Source organism: Arthrobacter sp. JSM 101049, from assembly GCF_041679245.1.
Taxonomy (GTDB): domain Bacteria; phylum Actinomycetota; class Actinomycetes; order Actinomycetales; family Micrococcaceae; genus Arthrobacter_H.
In genome coordinates this window covers 927,513-951,647 of sequence record NZ_JBGFFC010000001.1, presented here as the reverse complement: position 1 = coordinate 951,647, position 24,135 = coordinate 927,513, and the positions used below count along the sequence as shown (strand labels likewise).

Below are 24,135 nucleotides of genomic sequence, written 5' to 3'. Positions count from 1 at the left end.
CAAAGTGAGTACAGTCGCTTGAAGACAGTCTCTCAGACTGCGTCGTACTCTGCGATGGGGAGGAGTCCCCGTGGCCAGGAGTGGCGGAATTCCCTTCCGTCAGGCCCAGGCGACCACCAGGCGGGCCGCCTGGGCCGGCACGGACAGGTCGACCCCGGTCAGTCCGGTGAATCGGCGCATCCGGTTCATCAGCGTGTTGCGGTGGCAGAACAGGGCGTCCGCGGAGGCCGCGACGCTGCCGGTGGCCAGGTAGCTGCGCGCGGTTTCCAGCAGGCGTTCCCGCTCGACCTGCCCGCAGGTGGCCAGTGCTGAGTCGACGTCCGCCGCCAGCCGGATGCCATCGGTTCCCAGCCGGGAACCGGCGAGGCGGGCCCAGGCGGTGTCCAGACGCAGGGCCGACGTGTCCTGGTCCGTGGCCAGATGGGCCAGTTCCAGGGCCAGCTCCCCCGCATCGTGCAATCCGGCCAGCCCGTGGACCTCGTCGACGAGCCCGCAACGCAGGGTCGAGATGCGCTCGCCGGCGTCGTGCAGTGCCGAGCCGGGCCGTCCGTCGGCGGGCCAGAAGGCCAGCAGCGCGTCGGCGAAGGGGTGGGTGAAGACCTCGGCGCCGCGGCGTGCGGCCAGGGCGATGCTCACCCGCAGGGCGGCGGCGTCCTCCCCGGCGGCGACCGCAACGGAGAGGCGGGTGTCCGCCGTGAGGCCGAGCGCGGCGGCGGCCCGCTCGACGACGGTCGGTGGCGCGGCGGTATCGCCGAAGAGCGAGGCGACCAGGCCCTGCCGGACCGAGGAGGCCTCGGTGGCCATGCGCTGGCGTTCGGCCATGTAGGCGCCCTGCGTCTGGCTGGCGTACGCGTCGACCACATGCCATACGCTGTTGGCCCGGGCCACCAGCAGCGGGGCGTCGTCGGGGGTGGACAGGCCCGTCAGCGCATCCCAGAGGACCGAGAAGTCGAGCCGGATGGCCGTCATGAGTGCCTCGACGGGGATGTCGGCCCGGGCGCGGGAGACGCCGACGTCCGTGGCGATGCCAAGCTTGGCGTCGTGCAGCTCCTGCGGGTCGGCCGGTGCGCCCGACGGCCCGGTGGAGCGCAGGCTGCGGATCAGTGCCTCGAAGGACTGCTCGCCCGTGCGGCGCAGCTCGGCCGACGGCAGCGGTGCGTCCTCGTAGTGCGGCAGCCGCAGGACCCGGGCGAGGAAGTCGCCGGTCAACTCCTCCACCCGCAAGCCGTCGAGCAGGGTGTTCCAGCGCGCGGAGTCCGCATCCGCCGTCGTACCGTTGTTTTCCACTGTATCGAGGCTGTCCGCAGGGTCCATTCGACCAGTTTATGTGCTTTTGCACATCCCGCGACGGCAAATACGTGTCAAACCGCTCTTCGGGTGACAGCGCTCACACTGGCAGACTGGGGGGGATCCCGGGCACGGCAGCGTTGCCGTCCTGCCCCGAGCACCAGTGTGGAGGCACACATGAGCCAGTCAACGAACCTCGAAGCGGGCGCGACCCACCAGGTCACCGACAAGGAGGCCACCAAGGTCGCCATCGGAGCCCTGGTCGGCACCGCCATGGAGTGGTACGACTTCTTCCTCTTCAGCGCCGCCGCGGCGCTGATCTTCAACATCCACTACTTCACCAACGAGAACGCCACGGCCGCCGCGATGGCCTCCTTCGCCACCTTCGGCGTCGGACTGGTGGCCCGGCCGCTGGGCGGCATGTTCTTCGGGGCGATGGGCGACAAGATCGGCCGGCGCAAGACGCTGATGATCACGATCGTCGGCATCGGCCTGATCACCGGGCTGATCGGTCTGCTGCCCGACTACGCCGCCATCGGCATCGCCGCACCCATCCTGCTGGTCATCCTGCGCATCTTCCAGGGGCTCTTCGTCGGCGGCGAGTGGTCCGGCGCCATGACGATCGTGGTGGAGAACGCGCCGCTGAAGCGACGGGCCCGCTACGCCGCCCTGCCGCAGATCGGCTCGCCCATCGGCACGATCCTCTCCTCCGGCGGGTTCTTCCTCGCCACGCTCTACTTCTCGCAGGAGTCCTTCACCTCGTTCGGCTGGCGCATTCCGTTCCTGGCCGCCTTCCCGATGCTGCTGCTGGCCCTCTACATCCGCTCCCGGCTCGACGAATCCCCGGTCTTCGCCGAGCTCATGGAGGCCGGCGCGACGGAAAAAGCCCCCATCAGCACCGTGCTGAAGCAGAGCTGGAAGCAGATCATCGTCGGCATGGCAGCCGCCTTGCTCGGCGTTGGCGGGTTCTACCTGGTCACCGCGTTCATGGTCTACTACGGCACGAAGATCCTCGGCTACAGCGCCTCGCTGATGCTGCTGGCGACCATCGTCGCCGCCGTGGTGGAGATCCCGGTGCTGCTCATCGGCGGACGGCTGGGCGAGAAGTTCGGCGGCAGCAAGGTGATCGTCTACGGCGGCCTGCTCTCCGCCGTCGTCGCCGTCCCCGCCTTCCTGATGGTCGGCAGCGGGTCTCCCGTGCTGATCGTGCTCGGCGTGACCGTTGCCGTGGCGACCCTGTCCTTCCCCTACGCGGCCTCGGGAACGGTCATGACCGGCCTCTTCCCCGCAGCCACCCGCTACACCGGCGTGGGATTTTCGCAGAACGTCGCGGGCATGCTCTCCGGCTTCATCCCGCTGCTGGCAATCAGCGTCACCGCGGCGGCCGACAAGCACTGGTGGCCGGCCGCCCTCATCCTGGTCTTCCTCTCGCTGTTCACCGCCGTCGCCGGGTACCTGGCACCGCGCATGAGCGTGGCCCTTCCCGGCTTCAAGCACTAGCCGGATCCAAGCACTAGAAGGAGTCCCCTGAATGAGCACCTCCGCCGGCCACCTGGTCGTCCGCCAACTCGAGGCCCAGGGCGTTCGCCGCGTCTACTCCGTCCCCGGGGAGAGCTTCCTGGACGTGTTGGACGGGCTGCACGATTCGCCCATCACCACCGTGGTCGCCCGCCACGAAGCCGGCGCCGGGTTCATGGCGCTCGCGGAGGCCCGACTGACCGGGATGCCCGGCATCGCCATGGTCACCCGCGGGCCCGGCGCGGCCAACGCGATGATTTCCGTGCACACCGCCTGGCAGGACGCGACGCCGCTGGTGCTGTTCGTCGGACTCATCCCCGTGGCCGACCGGGGCCGAGATTCCTTCCAGGAGTTCAGCCTGGACGGGTGGTTCGGCACGACGGCCAAACGGGTGATCGTGCTCGACGACGAACACCGGGCCGCCGAGGTGGTGGCCGAGGCGATGCACGCGGCCTCCTCCGGGCGCCCCGGCCCGGTGGTCATCGGGCTGCCCGAGGATGTGCTGGTGCGCATGACAGACTCCGGGCCGGTGCCCCCGCGTCCCGTTCCGGCATCGGTGCCCGGGCCGGCAGCGGTCGAGGAGCTGGCCGGGCGGCTGGCCGCGGCCGAACGTCCACTCATCGTCGCCGGGGGAGAGGGATGGATCGACGCCGCCGGTGACATCGACGCCGGGACCGCACTGGCGACCTGGGCCGAGGCCGCGCACGTCCCCGTCGCCGCCGACTGGCGCGCCTACGACGCCGTCCCGCACTCCTCCGCCGCGTGGTCCGGCTACCTCGGCTACTACCGGTCCGACGAGCTTGCCGAGCGGATGGCCGAGGCCGACCTGCTGGTCTTCGTCGGGTGCGGGCGCTCCGACGTCCCCTCCGACGGGTACACCCTGGGTCTTGAGGCGAGTACCGTCGTCGTGCTTCCCGATCCGAATGCCGCCACCCATGCCGGACGGATCGACCAGCAGATAGTGGCGACGCCGGCCTCCTTCACCACGGCCCTGCCCGCGTCCGAGGCCGCCCGCGGCACGCGCGGAAATACGTGGATGGACGCGCTCGCCGCCGGCCAGCGCCGCTTCGCCACGCCATCCCCCGAGGACCCCGCCCTCGGCGTCGACCTCTCGGTGGCGTTCGGGCTGCTGGAGGAGAAGCTGCCGGCGAACCGCATCCTCGCCTACGGTGCGGGCAACGCCACGCTGTGGGGCCACCGGTACCTCTCCCATGCCGGGCCGGGCACGCTGGTGGGCCCACGCAACGGCGCCATGGGCGTTTCGGTGCCGGCCGCCGTGGCCGCCTCGCTGGTGCACCCGGACCGGGTCGCCGTCGCGATCTGCGGCGACGGCGACTTCCTGATGAACGGGCAGGAACTCGCCGTGGCCCGGGCCCAGGGCAGCGCCCCGCTGGTCGTCGTTGTGGACAACGGCGTCTTCGCCACGATCGTCCAGCACCAGGAGAAGCACTACCCCGGTCGTCCCTCGGGCACCGCGATGGCCAACCCCGAGTTCGCCGCGCTCATCGGAACCTACGGCGGCCACGGAGAAGACGTCCACACCACCGCCGACGTCGCCGCGGCCATCGACCGGGCGCTGGAAGCCGTCACCGACCGCCGCGTGCCGGCCCTGCTGCACCTGCGCATCGACCCGGCAACCATGCCGCCGTCGACCGCGGCCCCCGCCCAGGAGGCCGGCTCGTGAACCTGGACCTGATCCTGCGCGGCGCCGAGATCATCACCCTCGAGGGCGAGCGCCCCCGCGCGAGCAGCATCGGCATCCTGCACGGGCGCATCGCAGGCTTCGACGAGGAGCTCGACGGCTGCACCGCCACCCGCGAGATCGACCTGGCCGGCGCCGCCGTCGTCCCCGGGTTCATCGACGCCCATTGCCACACCACCTGGTGGGGCGTCGGGCTCGACTCGGTGGACCTGCAGCACGCCCGCGGCCTCGACGAGCTCTACGCCCTGCTCGAGGCCGAAGCCGCCCGCCTCGACGGGCTCGGGGACGAGGACGCCTGGCTGCACGGCACCGGCTTCAACCACGAACACCACGGCGGCGAATTCCCCGACATCGCCCGCCTCGACGCCATCACCGGGGACCGGCCGCTCTACCTGCGCCACATCTCCGGCCATCAGGCCATCACCAATACCGCTACCCTGGCACTGGCCGGTGCGCTGGACCCGGGGTTCGAGGACCCGGTGGGCGGCGCCGTGGTCCGCGACGCGCGGGGCAACCCGACCGGCGTCGTCGAGGAGGCCGCCCAAGCGATCATCCAGGACCTGCTGCTGCCCTACTCCCGCGAGGCGATCGTCGACGCGCTCGATGCCGCGACCACCCGCTACGCCGCCGAGGGCATCACCAGCTTTACCGAGGCCGGCATCGCCGCCGGCTGGATCGGACACAGCCCGCTGGAGGTCGACGCCTACCAGCACGCCCGCCGGACCGGGCGCCTGCACGCCCGCGCCCAGCTGATGCCCACCCTCGACGCCCTGCACGAGGTCACCGGCCACGCAGAGGACCTGCACGGCGGATCCGGCCGCGGCCTGGACCTGGGCCTCGGCGCCGGATTCGGCGACGACCGGCTCTGCCTCGGTCCCGTGAAGGTGTTCATGGACGGCTCGCTGCTCGGAGCCACCGCCGCCGTCACCGAGGACTTCTGCGGGCACCCGCACCACCGCGGCTACCTGCTCGACGACGAAGCCACCTACCGCGAGAAGGTCACCTCCGCCTACCGGGCCGGCTGGCCGATCGCCCTGCATGCCATCGGCGACGCGGCGATCGACCTCGCCTTGGAGCTCGTTATCGGCTGCCAGGACGCGTACGGGGCCAACCCGCTGCCCAACCGGATCGAGCACTTCGGCATCGCCCGGCCCGACCAAGTCGCCCTGGCCGCGGAGCACGGGATCGCGGTCACCCCGCAGGCGGCATTCATCGGCCCACTGGGCGACCAGATGGCCGAACTCGTCGGGCCCGACCGCGAGGGCTGGCTCTACCGCGGCCGTTCCATCGTCGATGCCGGCGGCCTGCTCGCCGGCTCCTCCGACCTGCCCGTGTCCGACAACAACGTCCGCCGCGGGATGCAGGCATGGGTCGACCGCCGCACCTCCACCGGCCACGTCCTGGGCGGAGCGCACGACGACGGCACCCCCATCGAGGGCCTCTCGCCCGAGGAGGCGCTGCGCGCCTACACCGCCTGGGCCGCCGCCGCGACCGGCACCGGAGCCGAGAAGGGCACCCTGCGCGCCGGCAAACTCGCCGACCTCGTCGTCCTCTCTGGCTCCCCGCTGGGCGCCGACGACATCGCCGCACTCGACGTGCTGGCCACCCTCGTCGGCGGCCGGTTCACGCATTCCACACTCGACGGCGTCACGGCCGAAACCGACCCCACGAACGGAGCCCCAGCATGAGCACCACCACCACACGCACCGTCTCCATCGACCGCACCGAGGCCGCCCGGGCCTTCCTCGCCGATTTCCGCTCGATGAGCACCTTCGGCGCCACCGCCGGCGGGGGAGTGGACCGCCAGGCCGGCACCGCAGCCGACGGGCAGACGCGCAACTGGTTCCGCGGGCTCGTCGAGGGCCACGGCTTCGACGTGCGCTACGACGCGGTCGGCAACCAGTTCGCGCTGCTCGAGCTGGTCCCCGGCGCCCCCTATGTTGCGATGGGCTCCCACCTGGATTCGCAGCCGCTGGGCGGGCGCTTCGATGGGGCGTACGGTGTGCTCACCGCCGCCCACGCCGCCATTCGGCTGAAGGAACAGGCGCATGACGCCCGGTTCAACATCGCGGTCATCAACTGGTTCAACGAGGAGGGCTGCCGCTTCAAGCCCTCCATGATGGGCAGCTCCGTCTTCACCGGCAAGCTCCCGGCCGACCAGGTGCTGGAGACCACCGACGCGCACGGCACCACGGTGCGCGACGCGCTGGAGTCCATCGGCACCATCGGCGACTTCAGCCTGGATGTCGCCGCCTACCTGGAGATCCACATCGAGCAGGGCCGCTCGCTGGAGGACAACGGCTTGACGATCGGCCTCGTCGAATCCACCTGGGGCGCCAACAAGTACGAGTTCGTCGTCCACGGCGAACAGGCCCACACCGGGGCCACCATCATTGCCGATCGGCACGACGCGCTGCTCGGCGCCTCCCTGCTGGTCGCCACCGCCCGCGACATCGCGGACGAGTTCTCCACCGACGAGCACGCAGTGATCACCTCCTGCGGCGAATTCACCGTTTTCCCGAACTCCCCAGTGGTCGTGGCCAGCCGGGTGAACCTGCTGGTCGACCTGCGCAGCACCGACCCGGATGTGCTCGCGGCAGCCGACGCGGAGCTGCACCGCCGGGTCGCCGCCATCGAGGAACAGGCCAGCGTCGAAATCGAGCGGGGCGCCGAACATGTCTGGGCGTCCAAGGCGTACGACGCCGCAGGCATGGAGCTGGCCGCCGCCTCGGCCGAAAAGCTCGGGCTGCCCTACGGGACGGTGCGCACGCTGGCCGGCCACGATTCGACGAACATGAAGGACATTGTCCCCACTATCATGCTCTTCGTGCCCAGCGTCGAGGGCATCTCCCACAACGAGAAGGAACTCACCAGCGACGTGGACATGCTCGCGGGCCTGGACCTGTCGACCGAGCTGCTCGGCCGCGTGGTGCGCGGAAACTTCGTGCAGCGGTAGGTCTCCGGAACCGGCCATCCACGTTGGGCGGGCAGGGGCAATGACACGCGCCACCGGTTTGGCATCGCCCGCCGCGCGGCCTCAATCAGCCCCTTGCTCCTGGCCCGCCACCTCCGGCCGTTTTTGCCAGGGCCACCGTCCGGTGATTTCCAGTTCAAGCGACCAGCTGAGGAACGTCCGGATGACCACGATCGCAGCCAGTACGGCGACGCTTTCCATCGAGGGGGTCACGGCAACCGTCCGGATGATGTCGGCCGCAACCAGGAGTTCGAGACCGAGCAGGATGGACCGACCGAGGAAACGCCGGAACTGTCGGTAGACGTCGCCTTCACGGCGAACCAGCCGCGTCGCTGCGAAGATGGCCGCAAACAGGGTTCCGATGATGACGGCGGCCACGCCGACGGCATCCATGACACGGCCTGCCGATTCGATCAGTTCCTGATAGCCAGTCATCTTCGCTTCCTCCTTCGTGGGCATCCCGGGCCATTGCAACCTTCTCAGCGCAGCGCCTCGGCCACTACTGTTTGCGCAGGTACGGCTCGATCCCGGTCGCGACGGAGGGCCCGGCTGGCCTTCGGGTTGGACGCGGTCCCACCAGACGGTTTCAGCCCGACGGCCTCAGCCCAGACATGAGACCGCGAATCGCCCGGCGGCAGCAAGGGTTGTTGCCCAGGGAAAACGCTGTCCTCGAACCCGAGGACAGCGCTTGCCCATGGTGTCGTCGATCGCTGCGGCTATGTCGGTATCCAGCCGACCCGGGTGCCCTACCCGAGGGAGCCGGCCCTCAACTTCCCGATCCGACTGGAGTGGAGACCTGGAGGCCGAGGATGTTCTGTGAGGCAGCTTCCAAGGCCCCCGGAACGAGGGAATAGTAGGCCCAAGTTCCACGTTTTTCGCGGTGCAGCAGCCCCGCCTCGACCAGGATTTTCAGGTGGTGGGATACGGTGGGCTGCCCCAGATCCAGCGGTTCGGTGAGATCGCAGACGCAGGCCTCTCCGCCGTCGCCTGCCTTGACGATGGACAGCAGCCGCAGTCGGTTGGGGTCGGCAAGTGCCTTCAGGACGCGGGCCATGGCCTGGGCTTCGGCGGCGTTGAGCATGGGAAGCCCGCTGGGCGTGCAGCAGGACGGCTTGTTGCCGTCTTCGACCACCGGTGCAGTGTTCATGCCTCCATTATGCCCATTGATTGACAGTTGTCGATATAAGCATGGATACTTCTTGCATCGACAATCTTCAATCTTCCGTTGGACCGGCGAGGAGCCTTGTGAACACCGAGACCAGCAGAACCATCCCGCCGGAGGAAGCCGCAGTTGTCGTCAAGCTGTCCACGCTGGACCGTTTCCTGCCGGCGTGGATCATCGCCGCGATGGCCGCAGGATTGCTCCTGGGCAAGTTCATCCCCGGCCTGGCCGGGGCACTGGACGCCGTAAAGATCGGATCGATCTCGCTGCCGATTGCCGTCGGCCTGCTGGTCATGATGTATCCGGTACTGGCCAAGGTCCGCTACAACGAGACGGGCCGCGTCGTGGGAGACCGCAAGCTGCTGGTCACGTCCCTGGTGATGAATTGGCTGCTGGCCCCGGCCTTCATGTTCGCGCTGGCCTGGATCCTCGTCCCGGACCTTCCCGAATACCGCACGGGGCTGATCATCGTCGGCATCGCCCGCTGCATCGCCATGGTCATGATCTGGAACGACCTGGCCTGCGGCGACCGGGAAGCCGCCGCCGTGCTGGTTTTCATCAACTCGCTCTTCCAAGTCGTTGCCTTCGGCGCGCTGGGCTGGTTCTACCTGCAGGTCCTGCCCGGCTGGCTGGGACTCCCCACGACGGCCGCCGACTTCTCGTTCTGGTCCATCACCGTCTCCGTGTTGGTGTTCCTGGGCATCCCGCTGCTGGCCGGATTCCTCACCCGGGCGCTGGGGGAGAAGGCCAAAGGCCGGGACTGGTACGAAGGACGGCTCCTGCCCAAACTGGGTCCGTGGGCGCTCTACGGGCTGCTGTTCACCATCGTGCTGCTGTTCGCCCTGCAGGGGAACACCATCACCTCTCAACCGCTCGACGTCGCAAGGATCGCCCTGCCGCTGCTGGTGTACTTCGTCGTTGTGTTTGGTGCGGGGATGTTCATCGGCCGGGCGCTGGGCCTCGGCTACGCGAAAACCACCACGCTGGCCTTTACCGCCTCGGGGAACAACTTCGAGCTCGCCATCGCCGTCGCCATTGGAACCTTCGGGGTCACCTCCGGCCAGGCCCTGGCCGGCGTCGTGGGTCCGTTGATCGAGGTCCCCGTCCTGGTGGCCCTGGTCTATGTGGCCCTATGGGCGCGCAATCGTTTCTTCGCCCACTGACCACGATCAGCCCGCGTCAGCCATCCGCCCCGTTCCCGAGGAGCCACGTTCCATGAGCACCACCGAAACCGGCAGGAAGCCCTCCGTCCTGTTCGTCTGCGTCCACAACGCCGGCCGGTCCCAAATGGCCGCCGCCTACCTCACCACGCTGTCCGGCGGAGCCGTCGAGGTCCGCTCGGCAGGCTCCGAACCGGCAGAAGCGGTCAACCCCGCGGCGGTGGCCGCCATGGCAGAGGAGGGCATCGACCTGTCCGCCGAAATCCCCAAGGTCCTCACCGTCGACGCCGTCCGCGAATCCGACGTCGTGATCACCATGGGCTGCGGGGATGCCTGCCCGGTCTTCCCCGGCAAACGCTACGAAGACTGGAAGCTCGACGACCCCGCCGGGCAGGGCATCGAAGCCGTCCGGCCCATCCGCGACGACATCAAAAACCGCATCCAAGCTCTCATCGCGGACCTCACCCCCATCCGCTAGACCCAACTGCCGGAAGCAGGACGGGGCCCAACGTCGACCCCGAACAGTGACCGCAACCGACAAACACCGACCCAGGAGAACCGCGATCATGAAGCGCCAACAACAAGATAAGCTGCCGGTTGCCATCATCGGAGCCGGGCCGGTGGGCTTGGCTGCGGCGTCGAACCTCATCGAACGAGGACTCACGCCCGTTGTCTTCGAGGCAGGGGAACATGTCGGCGCGGCCATCCGCGAGTGGGGGCACGTAAGACTCTTCTCCCCCTGGCGGCACAACATCGACCCCGCCTCCCGACGCCTGCTCGAGCCCACGGGGTGGATCGAACCCCGACTGTCCTCCCTGCCCTACGGCTCCGAACTCATCGAACAGTACCTCGACCCCCTCGCCGCGCTCCCGGCCATCGCCAACGCCCTGCACCTGTCGACGACCGTCACCGCAGTCAGCCGCATCGGCATGGACAAGACGCATTCGCGCGGCCGCGATAAACGCGCCTTCCTCGTCCGCGTACGGGCCGTCGACGGAACCGTGGCCGACCACCGGGTCCGTGCCGTGATCGACACGTCCGGGACCTGGGCGCAGCCCAACCCCATCGGGCAGGCCGGACTACCAGCCCCCGGGGAAGCCGAGGCCGTCGCCCAGGGACGGATCACCGGGCCATTGCCCGATGTCACCGGGCGGGACCGCGACCGGTTTGCCGGCCGGCACGTGCTGGTGATCGGGGCTGGGCACTCGGCCGCCAACACGCTGATCTCCCTGGGCCAGCTGGCCAAGAATGAACCCGGCACACGGATCAGCTGGGCCGTACGCGCCCCCGATGCCACACGTCTCTATGGTGGCGGGGACCTCGACGGGTTACCCGCCCGCGGCCAGCTCGGCACACGGCTGCGCAAGCTCGTCGAGGACGGGCACATCGAACTGCACACCTCCTTCACCAGCACATCCTTCGACATTGTTACCGTCGCTGGCCGGGAAGCGCTGTCGGTGACCGGTGACACCCCAGACGGGCAGGTGACGCTGGAGGCGGACCTGCTGATCCCGGCCACCGGCTTCCGCCCAGACCTGGGCATCCTGCGGGAAATCCGCCTGGAACTGGACCCGGCCGTCGAGGCGCCCCGGGCATTGGGCCCCTTGATCGACCCCGAGTTCCACTCCTGCGGAACCGTCCCGGCCCACGGAGCCAAGGTGCTGGCCCACCCGGAAAAGGACTTCTACATCGCCGGCATGAAGTCCTACGGCCGCGCACCGACCTTCCTGCTCGCCACCGGATACGAACAGGTCCGCTCCATCACCGCCGCATTGGCCGGGGACACGACAGCCGCCGACCAGGTCCACCTCGAACTGCCCGAAACCGGGGTCTGCTCCACCGACCTCGGAGGCAGCTGCGATGCCCCGGTGGAAAACACCGGCCAGGACGAGCCGGCGGAATCGTGCTGTGCTACACCGGCACCGGTGCTCATCGGCATCCCCGCCGGGCTCGCACACGGCCGCTCCGCGGAGTAGGCCGGCGCGCTCGCCGGAAAATCCACGTAGCCGAGTTGACTGGTCCTAGGGGCCGGGTTCCGCGTCCGTCCGGCCCCAATTTCAACGCATTGCCCGCATGCTCATCTGGTCACGGCTACTCAGGGGATGCCGCCTATTAGGTCCTCACGGTGGCGGGGGCGCACCAGGCGGTCGGGCACATGGGAGGTCGACAGAACTCCGAAGGAGCGGATCACCCTCCCGTGAAGTCATAACCTCTCGAAGGATCGCCGTATCGGCAATGTGGCACCGGTTGCCGACCCGGCAACGCACAAGAGGTGGTCCGGCTAAATGTGGAACTGGCCCCGGTTCCCGCCATCTGCAATGTTCATGCACGAAGATGTCAGGTGCCTTGTTTCTGAAGGGGTACCCGGCCGGGAAATCGCCCGCATTCTCGGCCGTCGGACAGGGGTCGGCGATGGCCAGATGGACGAAAACCCTTGAGCGCCCTTCGCCCGCATCCTAGGCTTGCATGCGGTCAAGCAGCGGCCAGTGAATTTCCATCGTGGAGCGTGTCATGAAAAACAGGGCCTCCGTCCTGGTCCGCTTGGACGCCAGCCGCTGCAGTGCCGTCGTCGAAGTCAAAGGTGCCGTCACCGTCGAGAACTGCCAGGGGATCCTGCCCGTCGTCGAACGGACGCTCAGCTTGTCGGGCATGGGAGGCGTGGAGGTCGACCTGTCCTGTGCCAGCGTGGTGGAATCCGCAGCCCGTTCCCTCCTGCGCAATGCCGGATGCACAGTTTTCGACGGTCCCGCTGCCTCCGCGAACCCGGGCCCCGACGCGTTCGACCACCGCGGCGACCTGGCGTCCACCGCTGCCATGGGGTCGTAGGCTCCCGCCCTTCCACGCATCTTCCATGTCCTTCCCCGCTGTGGGGGAGCAGGGGCGCCAGAGGCCCCATCCGTCGTCGTGCCGTCGCAATCTTTGGTCTTGGTCTTGTAATGTAAGAACAAAACCATAATATGGGTTGAGCAACGTGGTTCCGATCACACCAAAGTGATACCCAACCCGAAGGACCCCCATGTCAGATGCAGCCATCCTGATCAACACAGCTGTGGCCGTCATCGCCACGGTCGTGCTGATCGTGCGCTTCAAGGTCAACCCCGTGATCTCCCTGGTGATCGGCTCCGCCTACCTCGGCCTCGCCGTCGGCCTGGGCGTGAAGAAGACCGTCGAGACCATCTCCACCGGCTTCGGCGACATCATGATGGAGGTCGGCCTGCTCATCGCCTTCGGCGTCCTCATGGGCTCGATCCTCAACGAGACCGGCGCCATCCGCCGCCTCGTCGAACGCCTCCTGAAGACCTTCGGCCCATCCCGCCTGCCCTACACCATGGGCCTGGCCTGCGCGACGGTCCTGCAGTCGATCTTCCTGGACGTCCTGCTCGTCATCTCCGCACCGCTGGCCCGCAAGCTGGCGCCGAAGATCGGCCGGCTCGGCACCGCCCGCATGGCCACCGCCATGGCCATCTCGCTCGAATGCGGCATCGTGTTCATGGTCCCCGGCGTCGGCGCCCTGGCGTTGGCCGGCCTGCTGGGCGTTCCGTTGGGCAAGATGCTGCTCTTCGGCCTGCTCATCGTCGTCCCCACGGTCATCATCGCGATCGCCATCATGACCTTCCTATTCCGCCGCGGCCTGTGGAAAGAGGAATCGGACGAGAACCACGAACTGTTCGCGGCCGAGGAAGAGGAAGCGCACGACGGCGGTGCCCCCACGGGCCCCGGTGCCCCCTTCCGCAACAACAGCTCCGGCAGAGGCCAGCCGGCCGACGTCCCCCCGGCCGGAACCCAGGGCTCCGCCGTGGCCGTCGCCGCGGAGACCCGACAAGAGCCCGCGCTGATCCTGCTCTTCGCCCCGCTGCTGCTGTCCCTGGTCCTCATCGCCGCCGGCGCCATCCTGGAGATCGCGAAGATCGAGATCGCCCCCGTCCAATTCGTCGGCGAACCCATCATCGCCCTGCTCATCGGCCTGGTCGGCACCTGCATCGTCGGCCGCTACACCGTGGGCCAGAAGCGGGTCGAGGCCGGCATCTCCGCGGGCTTCCGGGAATCCGGCCAGATCCTGCTGCTCACCGGCGTCGGCGGCTCCCTCGCCGCAGCGGTCACCGCGGCAGGTGTCGGCGACATCCTGGGCGGGTTCTTCACCGCCAGCCATGTCGCACCGCTGGTCGTGGTCTGGGTCATCGCGGCCGTGCTGCACATCGCCGTCGGCTCCGTCACACTCTCGGCCATCACCGCAGCGGGCCTGCTGGCCCCCATTGCCCCCGCGCTGGGTCTGGACCCGGTCCTCATCGCCCTGGCCGCCGGCGCCGGATCCCTGTTCATGGTCCACGTGACCTCCAATACCTTCTGGCTCCTGCAGTCGCTGCTCGGCCAGACCACCCGCGGTGCCCTGAAGTCCGTGACCTTGGGCGTTTCCGTCGCCTCGGTCGTGGCCCTGGGCCTGGTCACGGTCCTGAGCCTGTTCATCTGACCCGGCACCACCGAACCACCGACACCGCCGTAGCAAAGGAAGAACCAATGAGCGAGAACACCACGGCCCCGCTGGCCGGAGTCCGCGTCCTCGAACTGGGCAACTACATCGCCGCCCCCACCGCAGGCCGGTTGCTCGCCGACTTCGGCGCGGAGGTCATCAAGGTCGAACGCCCCGGCACCGGTGACGAACTGCGCAACTGGCGCCTGGCCAAGGGCACCACGTCGATGCTCTACCGGACGCTGAACCGGAACAAGAAGTCGGTGGTCCTGGACCTGCGCTCCGACGCCGGCCGCGCCGCTGTCCTCGAACTGGTCCGCACCTCCGACATTCTGCTGGAGAACTTCCGCCCCGGCACCCTGGAGAAGTGGGGACTCGGCCCGGAGGTCCTCAACGAGGCGAACCCCGAGCTGGTCATCACCCGGATCTCCGCGTTCGGCCAGACCGGCCCGCTGTCCGAGCGCCCGGGTTTCGCCGCCGTGGCCGAGGCGTACAGCGGCTTCCGCAACCTGGTCGGCGACCCGGACCGCGCGCCCGTCCGCGTCGGGGTCTCCATCGGCGACTCGATCGCCGGGCTCTACGCCGCCTTCGGCTCGGTCATGAGCCTGTTCCAGCGCGAAACCCGGCGCGGCGCGGGCCAGCCCAGCACCGCGCTGGGCGAGCGGATCATCGACGTCGCCCTGAACGAGGCGATGTTCTCGATGATGGAATCCCTCGTCCCGGACTACGAGGCCTACGGGCAGAAACGCGAACGCACCGGTGGGCGGATGGAGGGCATCGCCCCCTCCAACGCCTACGTCTGCGCCGACGGGGCCAGCATCGTCGTCGCCGGCAACGGCGACTCGATCTTCCAGCGCTACATGGAGACCATTGGCCGCCCCGACCTCGGCGCCGACCCCGGCCTCGGCTCCAACGCCGGCCGCTGGGCCCGCCGCGAGGAACTCGACGCGGCCATCGGGGAATGGACGTCGCGCCACGACGCCGCCACCGCCCTGGAGCAGCTCGACGCCGCCGGAGTCCCGGCCGGACCGATCTACACGGCCGCCGACATTGTCGCCGATGAACAGTACGCGGCACGGAACATGGTCCAGAAGTTCGACGTCTCCACCGGCGAGGAGCTGCTGCAGGACGTCGGCTTCCCCGGCATCGTCCCGGTCATCGGCGCCACGTCGCTGCCGGTGCGCCACCTGGGTCCGGACCTGGGCGAACACAACGATGAGGTGCTCGGCGGACTGCTGGGCCTGGACGCGGATGCCCGGGCGGCTGCCGCCGGGGCAACGGAGGTGCGCAGCGCATGAACCCGACTAATGGAACCACGAGCCGAACCAGGAGCGGAACCGCCCAGGGCACGACGGCGGTGCGCAGCGCCTCCCTGCGCGATGTCACCTTGCGGGACGGACTGCAGCTGACGGGCAAGAACCTCTCGACGGCGGACAAGATCGCCACCGTGCGCCGGCTGCTGGAACTCGGGGTCCCGGAAATCGAGTTGGGGTCCATGGCCCGGGCCGACCTGGTCCCGACCATGGCCAACACCCTCGAGGTCGTCGCCGAACTGACGGCCGAGGAGTTGGAGCCTTGCTGGATCTGGGTGGCCACGCCGGGCCACGTCGCCAAGGCCGCGGCAGCCGGCGTGCGGAACTTCCAGTACTGCCTCTCCGCTTCCGATGCCCACAACCAGGCCAACATCGGGCGCAGCACCGACGCCAGCCTCGGGGCCCTGCCGCAAGCGGTCGACTATGCACGGGGAGTGGACGGGCGCATCCAGCTCTGCATCGCCACCTCGTTCACCTGCCCCTTCGAGGGCCAGGTCCCGGTCGAGCGGGTGCTCGCCATCGCCAGCGACCCCCGCGCCGAGGGAACCTGCGACATCGTCATCTGCGACACCCTGGGCCAGGCCCACCCCGGGCAGGTTGCCGAACTCGTTTCCCGGGTCCGCGACGAGAGCCCGGAGCGGCGGATCGTCTTTCACGGGCACGACACCTGGGGCCTGGGCGTGGCCAACACCCTGGCCGCGATCGACGCCGGGGCCGATCTGGTGGACGGGGCGCTCGGCGGTTTGGGCGGCTGCCCGTTCGCCCCCGGGGCCAGCGGCAACACGGCCAGCGAGGACATCCTCTTCGCCACCCGGCCGTCCTGGCTCACGCCTGAGACGTTCGCCGGCATCGTCGAGCTCGGCGAGCAGGTCCTCGGGGAACTGGGCGAATCCAGCCGGTCCAAGGCCGCCCAAGGCGCCCGGTCCAGGGCCGAGGCCTTCGAGTGGGTCATCCGCCGCTGAGGAGGTTCCAGCGTCGCACCGAGGCGATATCCGTGTAGTTTGCGGGCGCTGAAAAATCGTTTCGGGAAGGTTCCAACCCCGAGGGGCTTTCAGAATGTGCGGACGCTTTACGTTGTCCGACAAAGTAGGCATTATCTAACTGGATGCAACGCTGTCGTTTTCAGAAGTGGACTTCACTGCCTCTCAGCAGTCCTGTGCACTGAGATCCGAGTCGACTTCCGTTTCCAGGCGCACCATCTCGTGCAATAATCTTCGCATGAATGCAGATAAGAATGTTTGTGGCCGTGAACCGGATAGCCAGTATGTGGAGCTCGCGGTGGAGGTCTTCTCCATGCTTGCCGATGCCACGCGCGTACGCCTGGTCCTGGCCCTGCGCGACGGTGAGCTGCCGGTGAACCAATTAGCCGAGATCGTGGACAAGTCCCCGGCGGCGGTGTCCCAGCACCTGGCGAAGATGCGCCTGTCCCGGATGGTCCTCAGCCGCCAGGACGGGACCAGGGTGTTCTACCGTCTGGCCAACGAACATGCCCGGCAGCTGGTCGCGGATGCGATCTTCCAGGCAGAACACGCCCTGGGAGGCACGCCGCTGCACCATCATGGGGATGCCGAGGGAACCCCGTGAAGTCGCGCACCGGGCACGACCACGACGACCGCGGCCATTCCCACGATCACCAGCACGATGGTCACGACCACGGACACAACGACGACCATCCCCATGATGGGCGCGGACATCACCATGACCATGACCAGGGCGGTCACGGCCACGAGCATCCCTCCGGGTTGCGCGGGGTCATCCACGGATTGTTCGTCCCGCACAGCCACGACGTCTCCGATTCGATCGACGATGCCATGCAAAGCAGCGCCAAGGGCATCCGCGCGGTCAAGCTGTCACTGATCGGGCTCGGTGCCACGGCTGTCTTCCAGCTCGTGGTGGTGCTGGTCAGCGGCTCCGTCGCGCTGCTGGCCGATACCGTGCACAACTTCTCGGACGCACTGACCGCCATCCCCTTGTGGATTGCGTTCCTTCTGGGACGGCGCGCCGCCACCCGGCGTTTCACCTTCGGCTACGGAAGGGCGGAAGACATGGCGGGGTTGTTCATCGTCGCGATGATCGCCCTCTCGGCCGTGGTGGCCGCAGTCGAATCGATCCGCAGGTTCTTTGAGCCCCAGCCGCTGGAAAACCTCGGATGGGTGCTGGCCGCCGGCCTGATCGGTTTCGCGGGAAACGAAGCCGTCGCCATCTACCGCATCCGGGTGGGCCGGCAGATCGGATCGGCCGCCCTGGTCGCCGACGGGGTCCACGCCCGCACCGACGGGTTCACTTCCCTGGCCGTCGTGCTGGGCGTTGCCGGCGTCTGGCTCGGGTTCCCGCTGGCGGACCCGATCATCGGCCTGCTGATCTCCGCCGCCATCGCGGTCCTGCTGTGGGGCACGGCCAGGGACATCGGCAGGCGCCTGATGGACGGGGTGGACCCCGACCTGGTCCAACGCGCGGAGACGGCTGTCACTGCCATCACGCCGGGCGAGCCGGGAGTGCGCATGCGGTGGATGGGGCACAAACTGCACGTGGAGGTCTCCCTCCCCACCGACGGGTCCTCCACGATGCCGCACATGATCGAACGCAGCCGATCGGTCGAAAAGGCGCTCCGCTCGGCTTTGCCGAATGTCGGCTCCGTGACCACCATCCCGGTCTGGGACACGTCGGCGGAGCCCTCCCCCGCCTAGGCCCGCCCCGATCCGGCATCGAGACTGGCCGCCACTACCTGCAGGAGCACAACATGCCACCCATTACCCGGGCCGCCACCGCCGAACTACCCACGGGGGAGATCTTCGGGGTCACCGCCGACGCCCTGGAAATGATCGGGGTGTTCGGCGGGACACTGCACTGCTATGAGGGCCCGGGAGGGTGCCGGGCCACCGGGCTGTACTTCTCCCGGTCCCTGCCCCGCAAACCCATCCATTGCACCCTGCACCCGGCCGGGGGTCCCGGAAACACCACCGGCGCGGACGCGGATGCGCCACACCCGGGGCTCGAGGACCTCACGTTGAGCGTGGGCCACGGCCTGTCAGCGAAGCTCGACGGTGCCGTGCTGGACTTCGGGAACCACAACAGGATGCAGCGCTTCATCTGGCTGGAACTCCCCTCTGCCGGGGATGCCCGCTGCGGGTGCCGCCGGTCCTTCGGTGCCCGCACGGGAAAGCGTTCGCCCTGCCTGGACAAGCAGGGGGTGGGCCTGACGGACCTCTAGGAACGGGCCGCCGGCAACGCGACGGCCGCGGCTTCCTTCCTTGTGGCGGGCCTTCCCGGGGCCGGCCCGGTTATTCGGAGGCCCCGCGTCCCAGGCCCGCGAGGAGTTCGTTGCATGCCTGCTCGCAGCGGCGGCAGGCTTCGGCGCAGACCTTGCAGTGCCCGTGCATTTCCGCGTGTTGTCCGCATTCATCGGCGCAGGCCTTGCAGGTCGCGGCACAGGCCTCGAGGACCGAGCGGGTGACGTTGGCGTCGTAGCCGGTGTGCCGGGAGAGGACATTGCCGGTCGTGGCGCAGACATCGGCGCAATCCAGGTTCGTCCTGATGCACTTGGTGAGGTCGGCGACCATGTCCTCGGCCAGGCAGGCGTCCGCGCAGGCGGTGCAGGTCTGGGCACACTCGAAACACGCGGCGATGCAGTCCGCGAGTTTTTCGCGGTCGATGCCGCCCAGGTCCTTCGGGTACGTGTCGAGCATGCTGGTGATGTGGCTCATTGGATTGCTCCCTTGCGCGTCGGCTTCGTCCGGTCCAGGCGTGCAAAGCATGCCTCGTTTGCCCCACGCTAGACCTGCCCGCGGGGAGGTGTCGACGAGATGTGCAGCTGTTCCGAAGGACCGCCCGCACCCCGGGCTTCCATACCCCCGCGGGGTAGACGTAGGCACCAACGCGGATTCCGGGAGGGACGCCGAACCGGCGTTCCGTCCCATGGCAGCGAAAGACCCGGGCCCCACCCCTGGGCGGTAGAATGGCCCATGTGATGGATTCAGGGAGGACCGGACCCCGCCGGCATTCTTTCCTGCTCCTGCTGTGCCTCGGCGCCGTCCTGACGGGCATCATCGGCATGCACCTGTGGATGGGCGGACATGGGGAACACACGGATTCCCAACCGGCCCCGTCCTCCGCCAGCGTGACCCCACTGGCCACGGCTACGGACCTGCCCAGCATTCATGCGCACACCGGGGCCATTGGCGATGGATCGCCGATGGCCGGTTGCGTCGGCACCTGCGATGCCGGGGACATGGCAGCTGGCATCTGCATGCTCTCGCTGATCGTCCTGGCGATGTTCGCGTTCCTGGCTCCACCGCGCAACGAGCTGCTGCGTACGCTGCTGCGTCGCGGCCCGCCGCCCGTCCCGCGGGTATTTCGGCTCGTTCCCACTCCTTCGTTGACCCAGCTCTGCATCAGCCGCACCTAGAACCGGTGTGCGGACCAGCCATGCCCACCGGGCACCTGGTTTCGCCTTCACCGGCCACCGCCTGGTGGCCGGCTGACCTGCAGACACTTTCTTAGCAACGAAGGACGAACCACCATGAACCGCAAGCTTTTCCTGCCCGCCATCGGCGTGGCCGCAGCAATCATCCTGGCCGGTTGTGCCGGCAACGAGAACCCCGCCGCCTCCGGCTCCGCCGCGGCTTCGTCCCAGCAGTCGGCCTCGTCGAATGCCGGGAGCCAGGTTTCGGCCGAGCACAACGACGCGGACACGATGTTCGCGCAGATGATGATCCCCCACCACAAGCAGGCCGTGCAGATGAGCGAGCTCATGCTCGCCAAGGACGGCATCGACAACAAGATCACCGACCTGGCCACCACGATCAAGGAAGCCCAGGGACCCGAGATCCAGACCATGACCGGATGGCTGAAGACGTGGGGCGAACCCACCGAATCGGACATGGGCGGCCACGGCATGGAGGGCATGATGACCGACGAACAGCTCAAGGAACTGGAGTCCGCCCAGGGTACCGATGCCTCGCGGATGTTCCTGGAGGGAATGACCGAGCACCACAAGGGCGCCGTCGGGATGGCCGAGGACGAGATCGCCGACGGAAAGAACCCCCAGGCCATCGCCCTGGCCAAGCAGATCGAAAAGACGCAGCAGGCGGAGATCAAGAAGATGCAGGACCTGCTCGCCGGCCTCTAGGCCGCACCTTTCCCACGCGGCCAACGGTGCGGGGCCCGGAACCCGGACCCCGCACCGGTCACGCCTGCGTGCCCAAGACCTTCCGAAGGAACTCCCATCATGCCCAAATCCATCCTGCTCCGGCGCCGGAAACGGTTCGCCGTGCTCGTGGCCGCCAGCACCCTGGTGCTCTCAGCCTGCTCTGCCCCGTCGACCCTGGACGACCAGATTCCCGTGGCCGCCACCACCGACTACCCCACCAGCCACATCCACGGCATGGACGTGGATGCCGCCTCGGGGAGGGTCCTGCTGGCCACCCACGAGGGCCTGTATGACGTCTCCACGAAACCGGCCACCAGGATCGGCCCCGAGATCGACCTCATGGGCTTCACCGTCGCCGCCGACGGGATCCTCTACGCCTCCGGACACCCGGGCCCCGGGGTGGACCTGCCCGACCCGGTGGGGTTGATCGAATCCACCGACGGGGGCAGGAACTGGACGCCGCTGTCGCGGACCGGGCAATCGGACTTCCACGCCCTGGCCGCTACCCACGAGGGAGTCATCGGCTTCGACGGCCAACTGCTCACCAACAAGGGCGGCAGCTCCTGGGAGCTGGCCGGGGACCAGGTGCCGGCCTACCATCTCGCCGCCGCCACCGACGGCCACGTCGCCTTGGCGACCACGGAGTCCGGCCTGATGCGCTCGAACGACCACGGCAATTCATGGAACCGGGTTCCCGGGGCCCCCTTGTTGATGATCACCGCCATATCCGGCAACCAGGCAGCGGGCATCACACCCGACGGGGCCCTGTATGTCAGCAGCGACGGCGGACTGCAATGGCGGAAACAACCCGCCACCTCGAAGGACGTGGCCGCCATGGACCTGGTCGTCAAGGACGGCGACACGCAGATCTGGATCGCCTCCGCGACCGGTGTACGGGTCTCCCGCGACATGGGGCGCACCTTCACCGACGCCGAGCCCCAAAAGGGCCAGGAATGACCACCCGCAGGGCCCGGGCGGTGCCACGTAGGGCCGGGGAAACGGGCGGGGAAACAGCAACCGGCGGGCCAGCCCATCGCCGGGGAGGACGGGGATGAGCATCGGTGCGTTCTTCGCCGAAACGGTCCAATCCGGCGCGCTGGTCGTGGCAGCACCGCTGGCCATGACCGCCGGTGTCGTCTCCTTCCTGTCCCCGTGCATCCTGCCCCTGGTCCCGGGCTACCTGGGCTACGTCTCCGGGCTCTCCGAGGCCGGGCGGCCCGGGAGCCGCCGCCGGATGCTCACCGGTGTCGGCCTGTTCATCCTGGGTTTCGCGCTCGTGTTCACCTTCTACGGTGCCGCCTTCGGCCTCATCGGCGGCTGGCTGCTGCGCTGGCAGGACCTGCTCATCCGGGGCCTGGGCATCTTCGTCATCGCCATGGGGCTGGTCCTGGTGGGCCTCTTCCCGGCGCTGCAACGGACGGTGAAGCCGTCCTTCAAGCCCAGGGCCGGGATTGCCGGGGCACCTGTGCTGGGAATCGTGTTCGGCCTCGGCTGGACACCCTGCATGGGCCCCACCCTCAGCGCCGTGCTGGCTTTGAGTACCAGCACCGGACAAGCAGGCCGCGGCGCGCTGCTGGGCTTCCTCTACTGCCTGGGGTTGGGGATCCCGTTCCTGCTCGTGGCACTGGGCCTTGAGCGGGTGAGCCGGGCATTGGGCTTCGTCCGGCGCCACATACGCGCCTTCAACATCGCCGGCGGGTCCCTGCTTGTCCTCGTCGGCGTGCTCATGGCCACCGGCACCTGGACGCACTGGATCTACCAGCTCCAGAACCTCTCAGGGACCTTCACCACTCCCGTATAGAACCCCCACGACACCAAGGAAACCCCTCCGTGCAAAACCAACTGAACCGCCGCTCGTTCCTGGGGCTCTCGGTCGCGACCGCCGCCGCGGCTGCCCTGGCCGCCTGCACCCCCGCCAAACCGACAGCCGCCCCGCCGGCCCGGATCCTGCCCACAGACCCGCTGGTCGCCCAGGCCGAAGCCGCACGGGCATCCACCGGCACGACCATCACCAAGAAGCTCGCCCCCGGACCGTTATCCACCACCATTGCCGGCAAGAAGGCCAACACCTGGGGGTACGACGGTTCTCTCGTCGCGCCGACCCTGCGCGGCAAGGCCGGGGACCGGCTCGAGGTCAGAGTCGACAACCAGCTCGATGAACCCACAACCATCCACTGGCACGGGGTGGCCCTGCGCAACAACGCCGACGGCGTCCCGGGCCTCACCCAGAAGGCCATCGCGGCCGGCAGCGACTACGACTACGCCTTCACCCTCCCGCACCCGGGGACCTACTGGTACCACTCCCACGTGGAAATGCAGCGCGAACGCGCCCTCTACGGGGCCCTGGTCATCGAGGACCCGAAGGAGACCCTGGAATACGACAAGGACTGGGTCATCGTCCTGGACGACTGGCTCGACGGGATCACCGCCACCCCCGAAAAGGTCCTCAAGGAGGTCTCGAAGGGCATGGGCGACATGGGGACAATGGGCGGGATGGACCACGGGGGCGGAGGAGGCCCCATGAAGATGGGCAACACGCTCATGGGTGCCACCAGCGATTTCCTCGGCGGGGACGCCGGGGACATCGCCTATCCGCTGCACCTCTTCAACGGACGCGGCCCCGGCGGCCCGGAGACCTTGGAGGCCAAGGCCGGGGACCGGATCCGGCTGCGCATCATCAATGCCGCCGGGGACACCGCCTACCGGATCGGCATCCCCGGCCAGCGGCTGACCCTGACCCACACCGACGGCTTCCCGATCAAGCACGAGGACATCGACGCCGTCGTCCTGGGCATGGGCGAGCGCATCGACGCCATCCTGGTCGTGGAGGACGGCTATACGCCGCTGCTGGCACTGGCCGAGGGCAAGGGGCAAATGGCCTACGGGCTGGTCTCCACCGGCACCGGCACCCCACCTGCCCCGGCGAGGCTCCCCTCGGAGCTGGCCGGCCGGGTGGTGGACGGCGGACAACTTACCGCGGATCCATCGGTGAAGCTGGACGCGAGGTCACCGGATAGGACGCACGAGGTGCGCCTGACCGGGGGGATGGCGAAGTACGACTGGGGCATCAACGGCCACCGCTACGACATGGCCGACCCCTACGCCAACGCCTTCGACGTCACCGCCGGGGAACGGGTGGAGGTGAAGTTCGTGAACGAGACCGAGATGTGGCACCCGATGCACATCCACGGCCACACCTTCCAGGTCGGCAATGTCGGAGCGCGCAAGGACACCGTCATCGTCCGCCCCGGGCACACCCTGACGGTCTACTTCGATGCCGACAACCCCGGGCAGTGGCTCATGCACTGCCACAACGCCTACCACGCCGAACGCGGCATGATGGGGGTCTTCTCCTACGTCAAGTAGCCCATTCAAATGGGAATAGACGCGGGGCCCCGTGGA

General features: G+C 68.5%; 23 protein-coding genes. 19 read left to right on the top strand and 4 right to left on the bottom strand.

Annotated elements, in window-relative coordinates:
- Positions 1-99 precede the first annotated feature (99 nt).
- Positions 100-1,314: a PucR family transcriptional regulator gene (locus tag AB8M85_RS04460; protein WP_372697541.1), complete on the bottom strand. Its 1,215-nt coding sequence runs from the start codon at positions 1,312-1,314 to the stop codon at positions 100-102.
- A gap of 150 nt (positions 1,315-1,464) precedes the next feature.
- Here AB8M85_RS04460 and AB8M85_RS04455 point away from each other — a divergent pair, with 150 nt between their 5' ends.
- From AB8M85_RS04455 to AB8M85_RS04440, 4 genes are read left to right on the top strand one after another with little or no spacing between them, the layout of a single operon-like run.
- Entirely contained in the window at positions 1,465-2,787 is a 1,323-nt protein-coding gene (locus AB8M85_RS04455) for an MFS transporter (protein ID WP_372697540.1), read from the top strand.
- Between the two features lie 31 nt (positions 2,788-2,818).
- Positions 2,819-4,489 (top strand): thiamine pyrophosphate-binding protein, encoded by a 1,671-nt coding sequence (locus AB8M85_RS04450; protein WP_372697539.1) that lies wholly within the window; start codon positions 2,819-2,821, stop codon positions 4,487-4,489.
- Complete coding sequence (locus AB8M85_RS04445) at positions 4,486-6,195, top strand: amidohydrolase (protein WP_372697538.1); 1,710 nt, start codon at positions 4,486-4,488, stop codon at positions 6,193-6,195. Before AB8M85_RS04450 ends, AB8M85_RS04445 begins: the two co-directional genes overlap by 4 nt.
- Positions 6,192-7,463: a M20 family metallo-hydrolase gene (locus tag AB8M85_RS04440; protein WP_372697537.1), complete on the top strand. Its 1,272-nt coding sequence runs from the start codon at positions 6,192-6,194 to the stop codon at positions 7,461-7,463. The genes AB8M85_RS04445 and AB8M85_RS04440 overlap by 4 nt, the downstream gene beginning before the upstream one ends.
- An 81-nt stretch (positions 7,464-7,544) precedes the next feature.
- Here the strand turns inward: AB8M85_RS04440 and AB8M85_RS04435 are convergent, their stop codons facing one another.
- On the bottom strand, positions 7,545-7,940 hold the full coding sequence (locus AB8M85_RS04435) for a DUF1622 domain-containing protein (RefSeq protein WP_372697536.1): 396 nt from the start codon (positions 7,938-7,940) through the stop codon (positions 7,545-7,547).
- A gap of 307 nt (positions 7,941-8,247) precedes the next feature.
- Positions 8,248-8,628, bottom strand: a complete 381-nt coding sequence (locus AB8M85_RS04430) for an ArsR/SmtB family transcription factor (protein ID WP_372697535.1) — start codon at positions 8,626-8,628, stop codon at positions 8,248-8,250.
- A 200-nt stretch (positions 8,629-8,828) separates the two neighbouring features.
- On the opposite strand from AB8M85_RS04430, the gene arsB reads away from it, so the two are divergent.
- The 10 genes from arsB to AB8M85_RS04380 all read left to right on the top strand — a co-directional run bounded on the left by arsB (position 8,829) and on the right by AB8M85_RS04380 (position 18,795).
- Complete coding sequence (gene arsB, locus AB8M85_RS04425) at positions 8,829-9,806, top strand: ACR3 family arsenite efflux transporter (RefSeq protein ID WP_372697720.1); 978 nt, start codon at positions 8,829-8,831, stop codon at positions 9,804-9,806.
- Between the two features lie 52 nt (positions 9,807-9,858).
- Entirely contained in the window at positions 9,859-10,281 is a 423-nt protein-coding gene (locus AB8M85_RS04420; RefSeq protein ID WP_372697534.1) for an arsenate reductase ArsC, read from the top strand.
- Between the two features lie 88 nt (positions 10,282-10,369).
- Positions 10,370-11,779, top strand: coding sequence for an NAD(P)-binding protein (locus AB8M85_RS04415; protein ID WP_372697533.1), 1,410 nt, complete (start codon positions 10,370-10,372; stop codon positions 11,777-11,779).
- Between the two features lie 535 nt (positions 11,780-12,314).
- On the top strand, positions 12,315-12,629 hold the full coding sequence (locus AB8M85_RS04410) for a hypothetical protein (protein ID WP_372697532.1): 315 nt from the start codon (positions 12,315-12,317) through the stop codon (positions 12,627-12,629).
- Positions 12,630-12,819: 190 nt separating this feature from the next.
- Entirely contained in the window at positions 12,820-14,271 is a 1,452-nt protein-coding gene (locus tag AB8M85_RS04405) for a GntP family permease (protein ID WP_372697531.1), read from the top strand.
- 47 nt (positions 14,272-14,318) lie between these two features.
- Entirely contained in the window at positions 14,319-15,569 is a 1,251-nt protein-coding gene (locus tag AB8M85_RS04400) for a CaiB/BaiF CoA transferase family protein (RefSeq protein ID WP_372697530.1), read from the top strand.
- Positions 15,566-16,546, top strand: coding sequence for a hydroxymethylglutaryl-CoA lyase (locus AB8M85_RS04395; RefSeq protein ID WP_372697529.1), 981 nt, complete (start codon positions 15,566-15,568; stop codon positions 16,544-16,546). The genes AB8M85_RS04400 and AB8M85_RS04395 overlap by 4 nt, the downstream gene beginning before the upstream one ends.
- 256 nt (positions 16,547-16,802) lie before the next feature.
- Positions 16,803-17,168 carry a metalloregulator ArsR/SmtB family transcription factor gene (locus tag AB8M85_RS04390; RefSeq protein ID WP_343903170.1) on the top strand — a complete coding sequence of 122 codons (366 nt, stop codon included), beginning with the start codon at positions 16,803-16,805 and terminating at the stop codon, positions 17,166-17,168.
- Complete coding sequence (locus AB8M85_RS04385) at positions 17,165-18,271, top strand: cation diffusion facilitator family transporter (RefSeq protein ID WP_372697528.1); 1,107 nt, start codon at positions 17,165-17,167, stop codon at positions 18,269-18,271. The genes AB8M85_RS04390 and AB8M85_RS04385 overlap by 4 nt, the downstream gene beginning before the upstream one ends.
- Positions 18,272-18,324: 53 nt before the next feature.
- Positions 18,325-18,795, top strand: a complete 471-nt coding sequence (locus AB8M85_RS04380) for a peptidase (RefSeq protein WP_343903172.1) — start codon at positions 18,325-18,327, stop codon at positions 18,793-18,795.
- Positions 18,796-18,865: 70 nt separating this feature from the next.
- Here the strand turns inward: AB8M85_RS04380 and AB8M85_RS04375 are convergent, their stop codons facing one another.
- Positions 18,866-19,288, bottom strand: a complete 423-nt coding sequence (locus tag AB8M85_RS04375; RefSeq protein ID WP_343903173.1) for a four-helix bundle copper-binding protein — start codon at positions 19,286-19,288, stop codon at positions 18,866-18,868.
- Positions 19,289-19,548: 260 nt separating this feature from the next.
- On the opposite strand from AB8M85_RS04375, the gene AB8M85_RS04370 reads away from it, so the two are divergent.
- The 5 genes from AB8M85_RS04370 to AB8M85_RS04350 all read left to right on the top strand — a co-directional run bounded on the left by AB8M85_RS04370 (position 19,549) and on the right by AB8M85_RS04350 (position 24,099).
- The gene (locus tag AB8M85_RS04370) at positions 19,549-19,989 is read left to right on the top strand and encodes a hypothetical protein (protein WP_372697527.1); all 441 of its coding nucleotides are present in this window, start codon (positions 19,549-19,551) and stop codon (positions 19,987-19,989) included.
- Between the two features lie 114 nt (positions 19,990-20,103).
- Positions 20,104-20,712 carry a DUF305 domain-containing protein gene (locus AB8M85_RS04365; protein ID WP_372697526.1) on the top strand — a complete coding sequence of 203 codons (609 nt, stop codon included), beginning with the start codon at positions 20,104-20,106 and terminating at the stop codon, positions 20,710-20,712.
- 99 nt (positions 20,713-20,811) lie between these two features.
- Positions 20,812-21,690 carry a F510_1955 family glycosylhydrolase gene (locus tag AB8M85_RS04360; protein WP_372697525.1) on the top strand — a complete coding sequence of 293 codons (879 nt, stop codon included), beginning with the start codon at positions 20,812-20,814 and terminating at the stop codon, positions 21,688-21,690.
- Positions 21,691-21,784: 94 nt separating this feature from the next.
- A complete protein-coding gene (locus AB8M85_RS04355) occupies positions 21,785-22,534 on the top strand; it encodes a cytochrome c biogenesis CcdA family protein (protein ID WP_372697524.1) in 750 nt (249 codons plus the stop codon).
- Between the two features lie 29 nt (positions 22,535-22,563).
- The gene (locus AB8M85_RS04350) at positions 22,564-24,099 is read left to right on the top strand and encodes a multicopper oxidase family protein (protein WP_372697523.1); all 1,536 of its coding nucleotides are present in this window, start codon (positions 22,564-22,566) and stop codon (positions 24,097-24,099) included.
- The last annotated feature ends 36 nt before the right edge of the window (positions 24,100-24,135 follow it).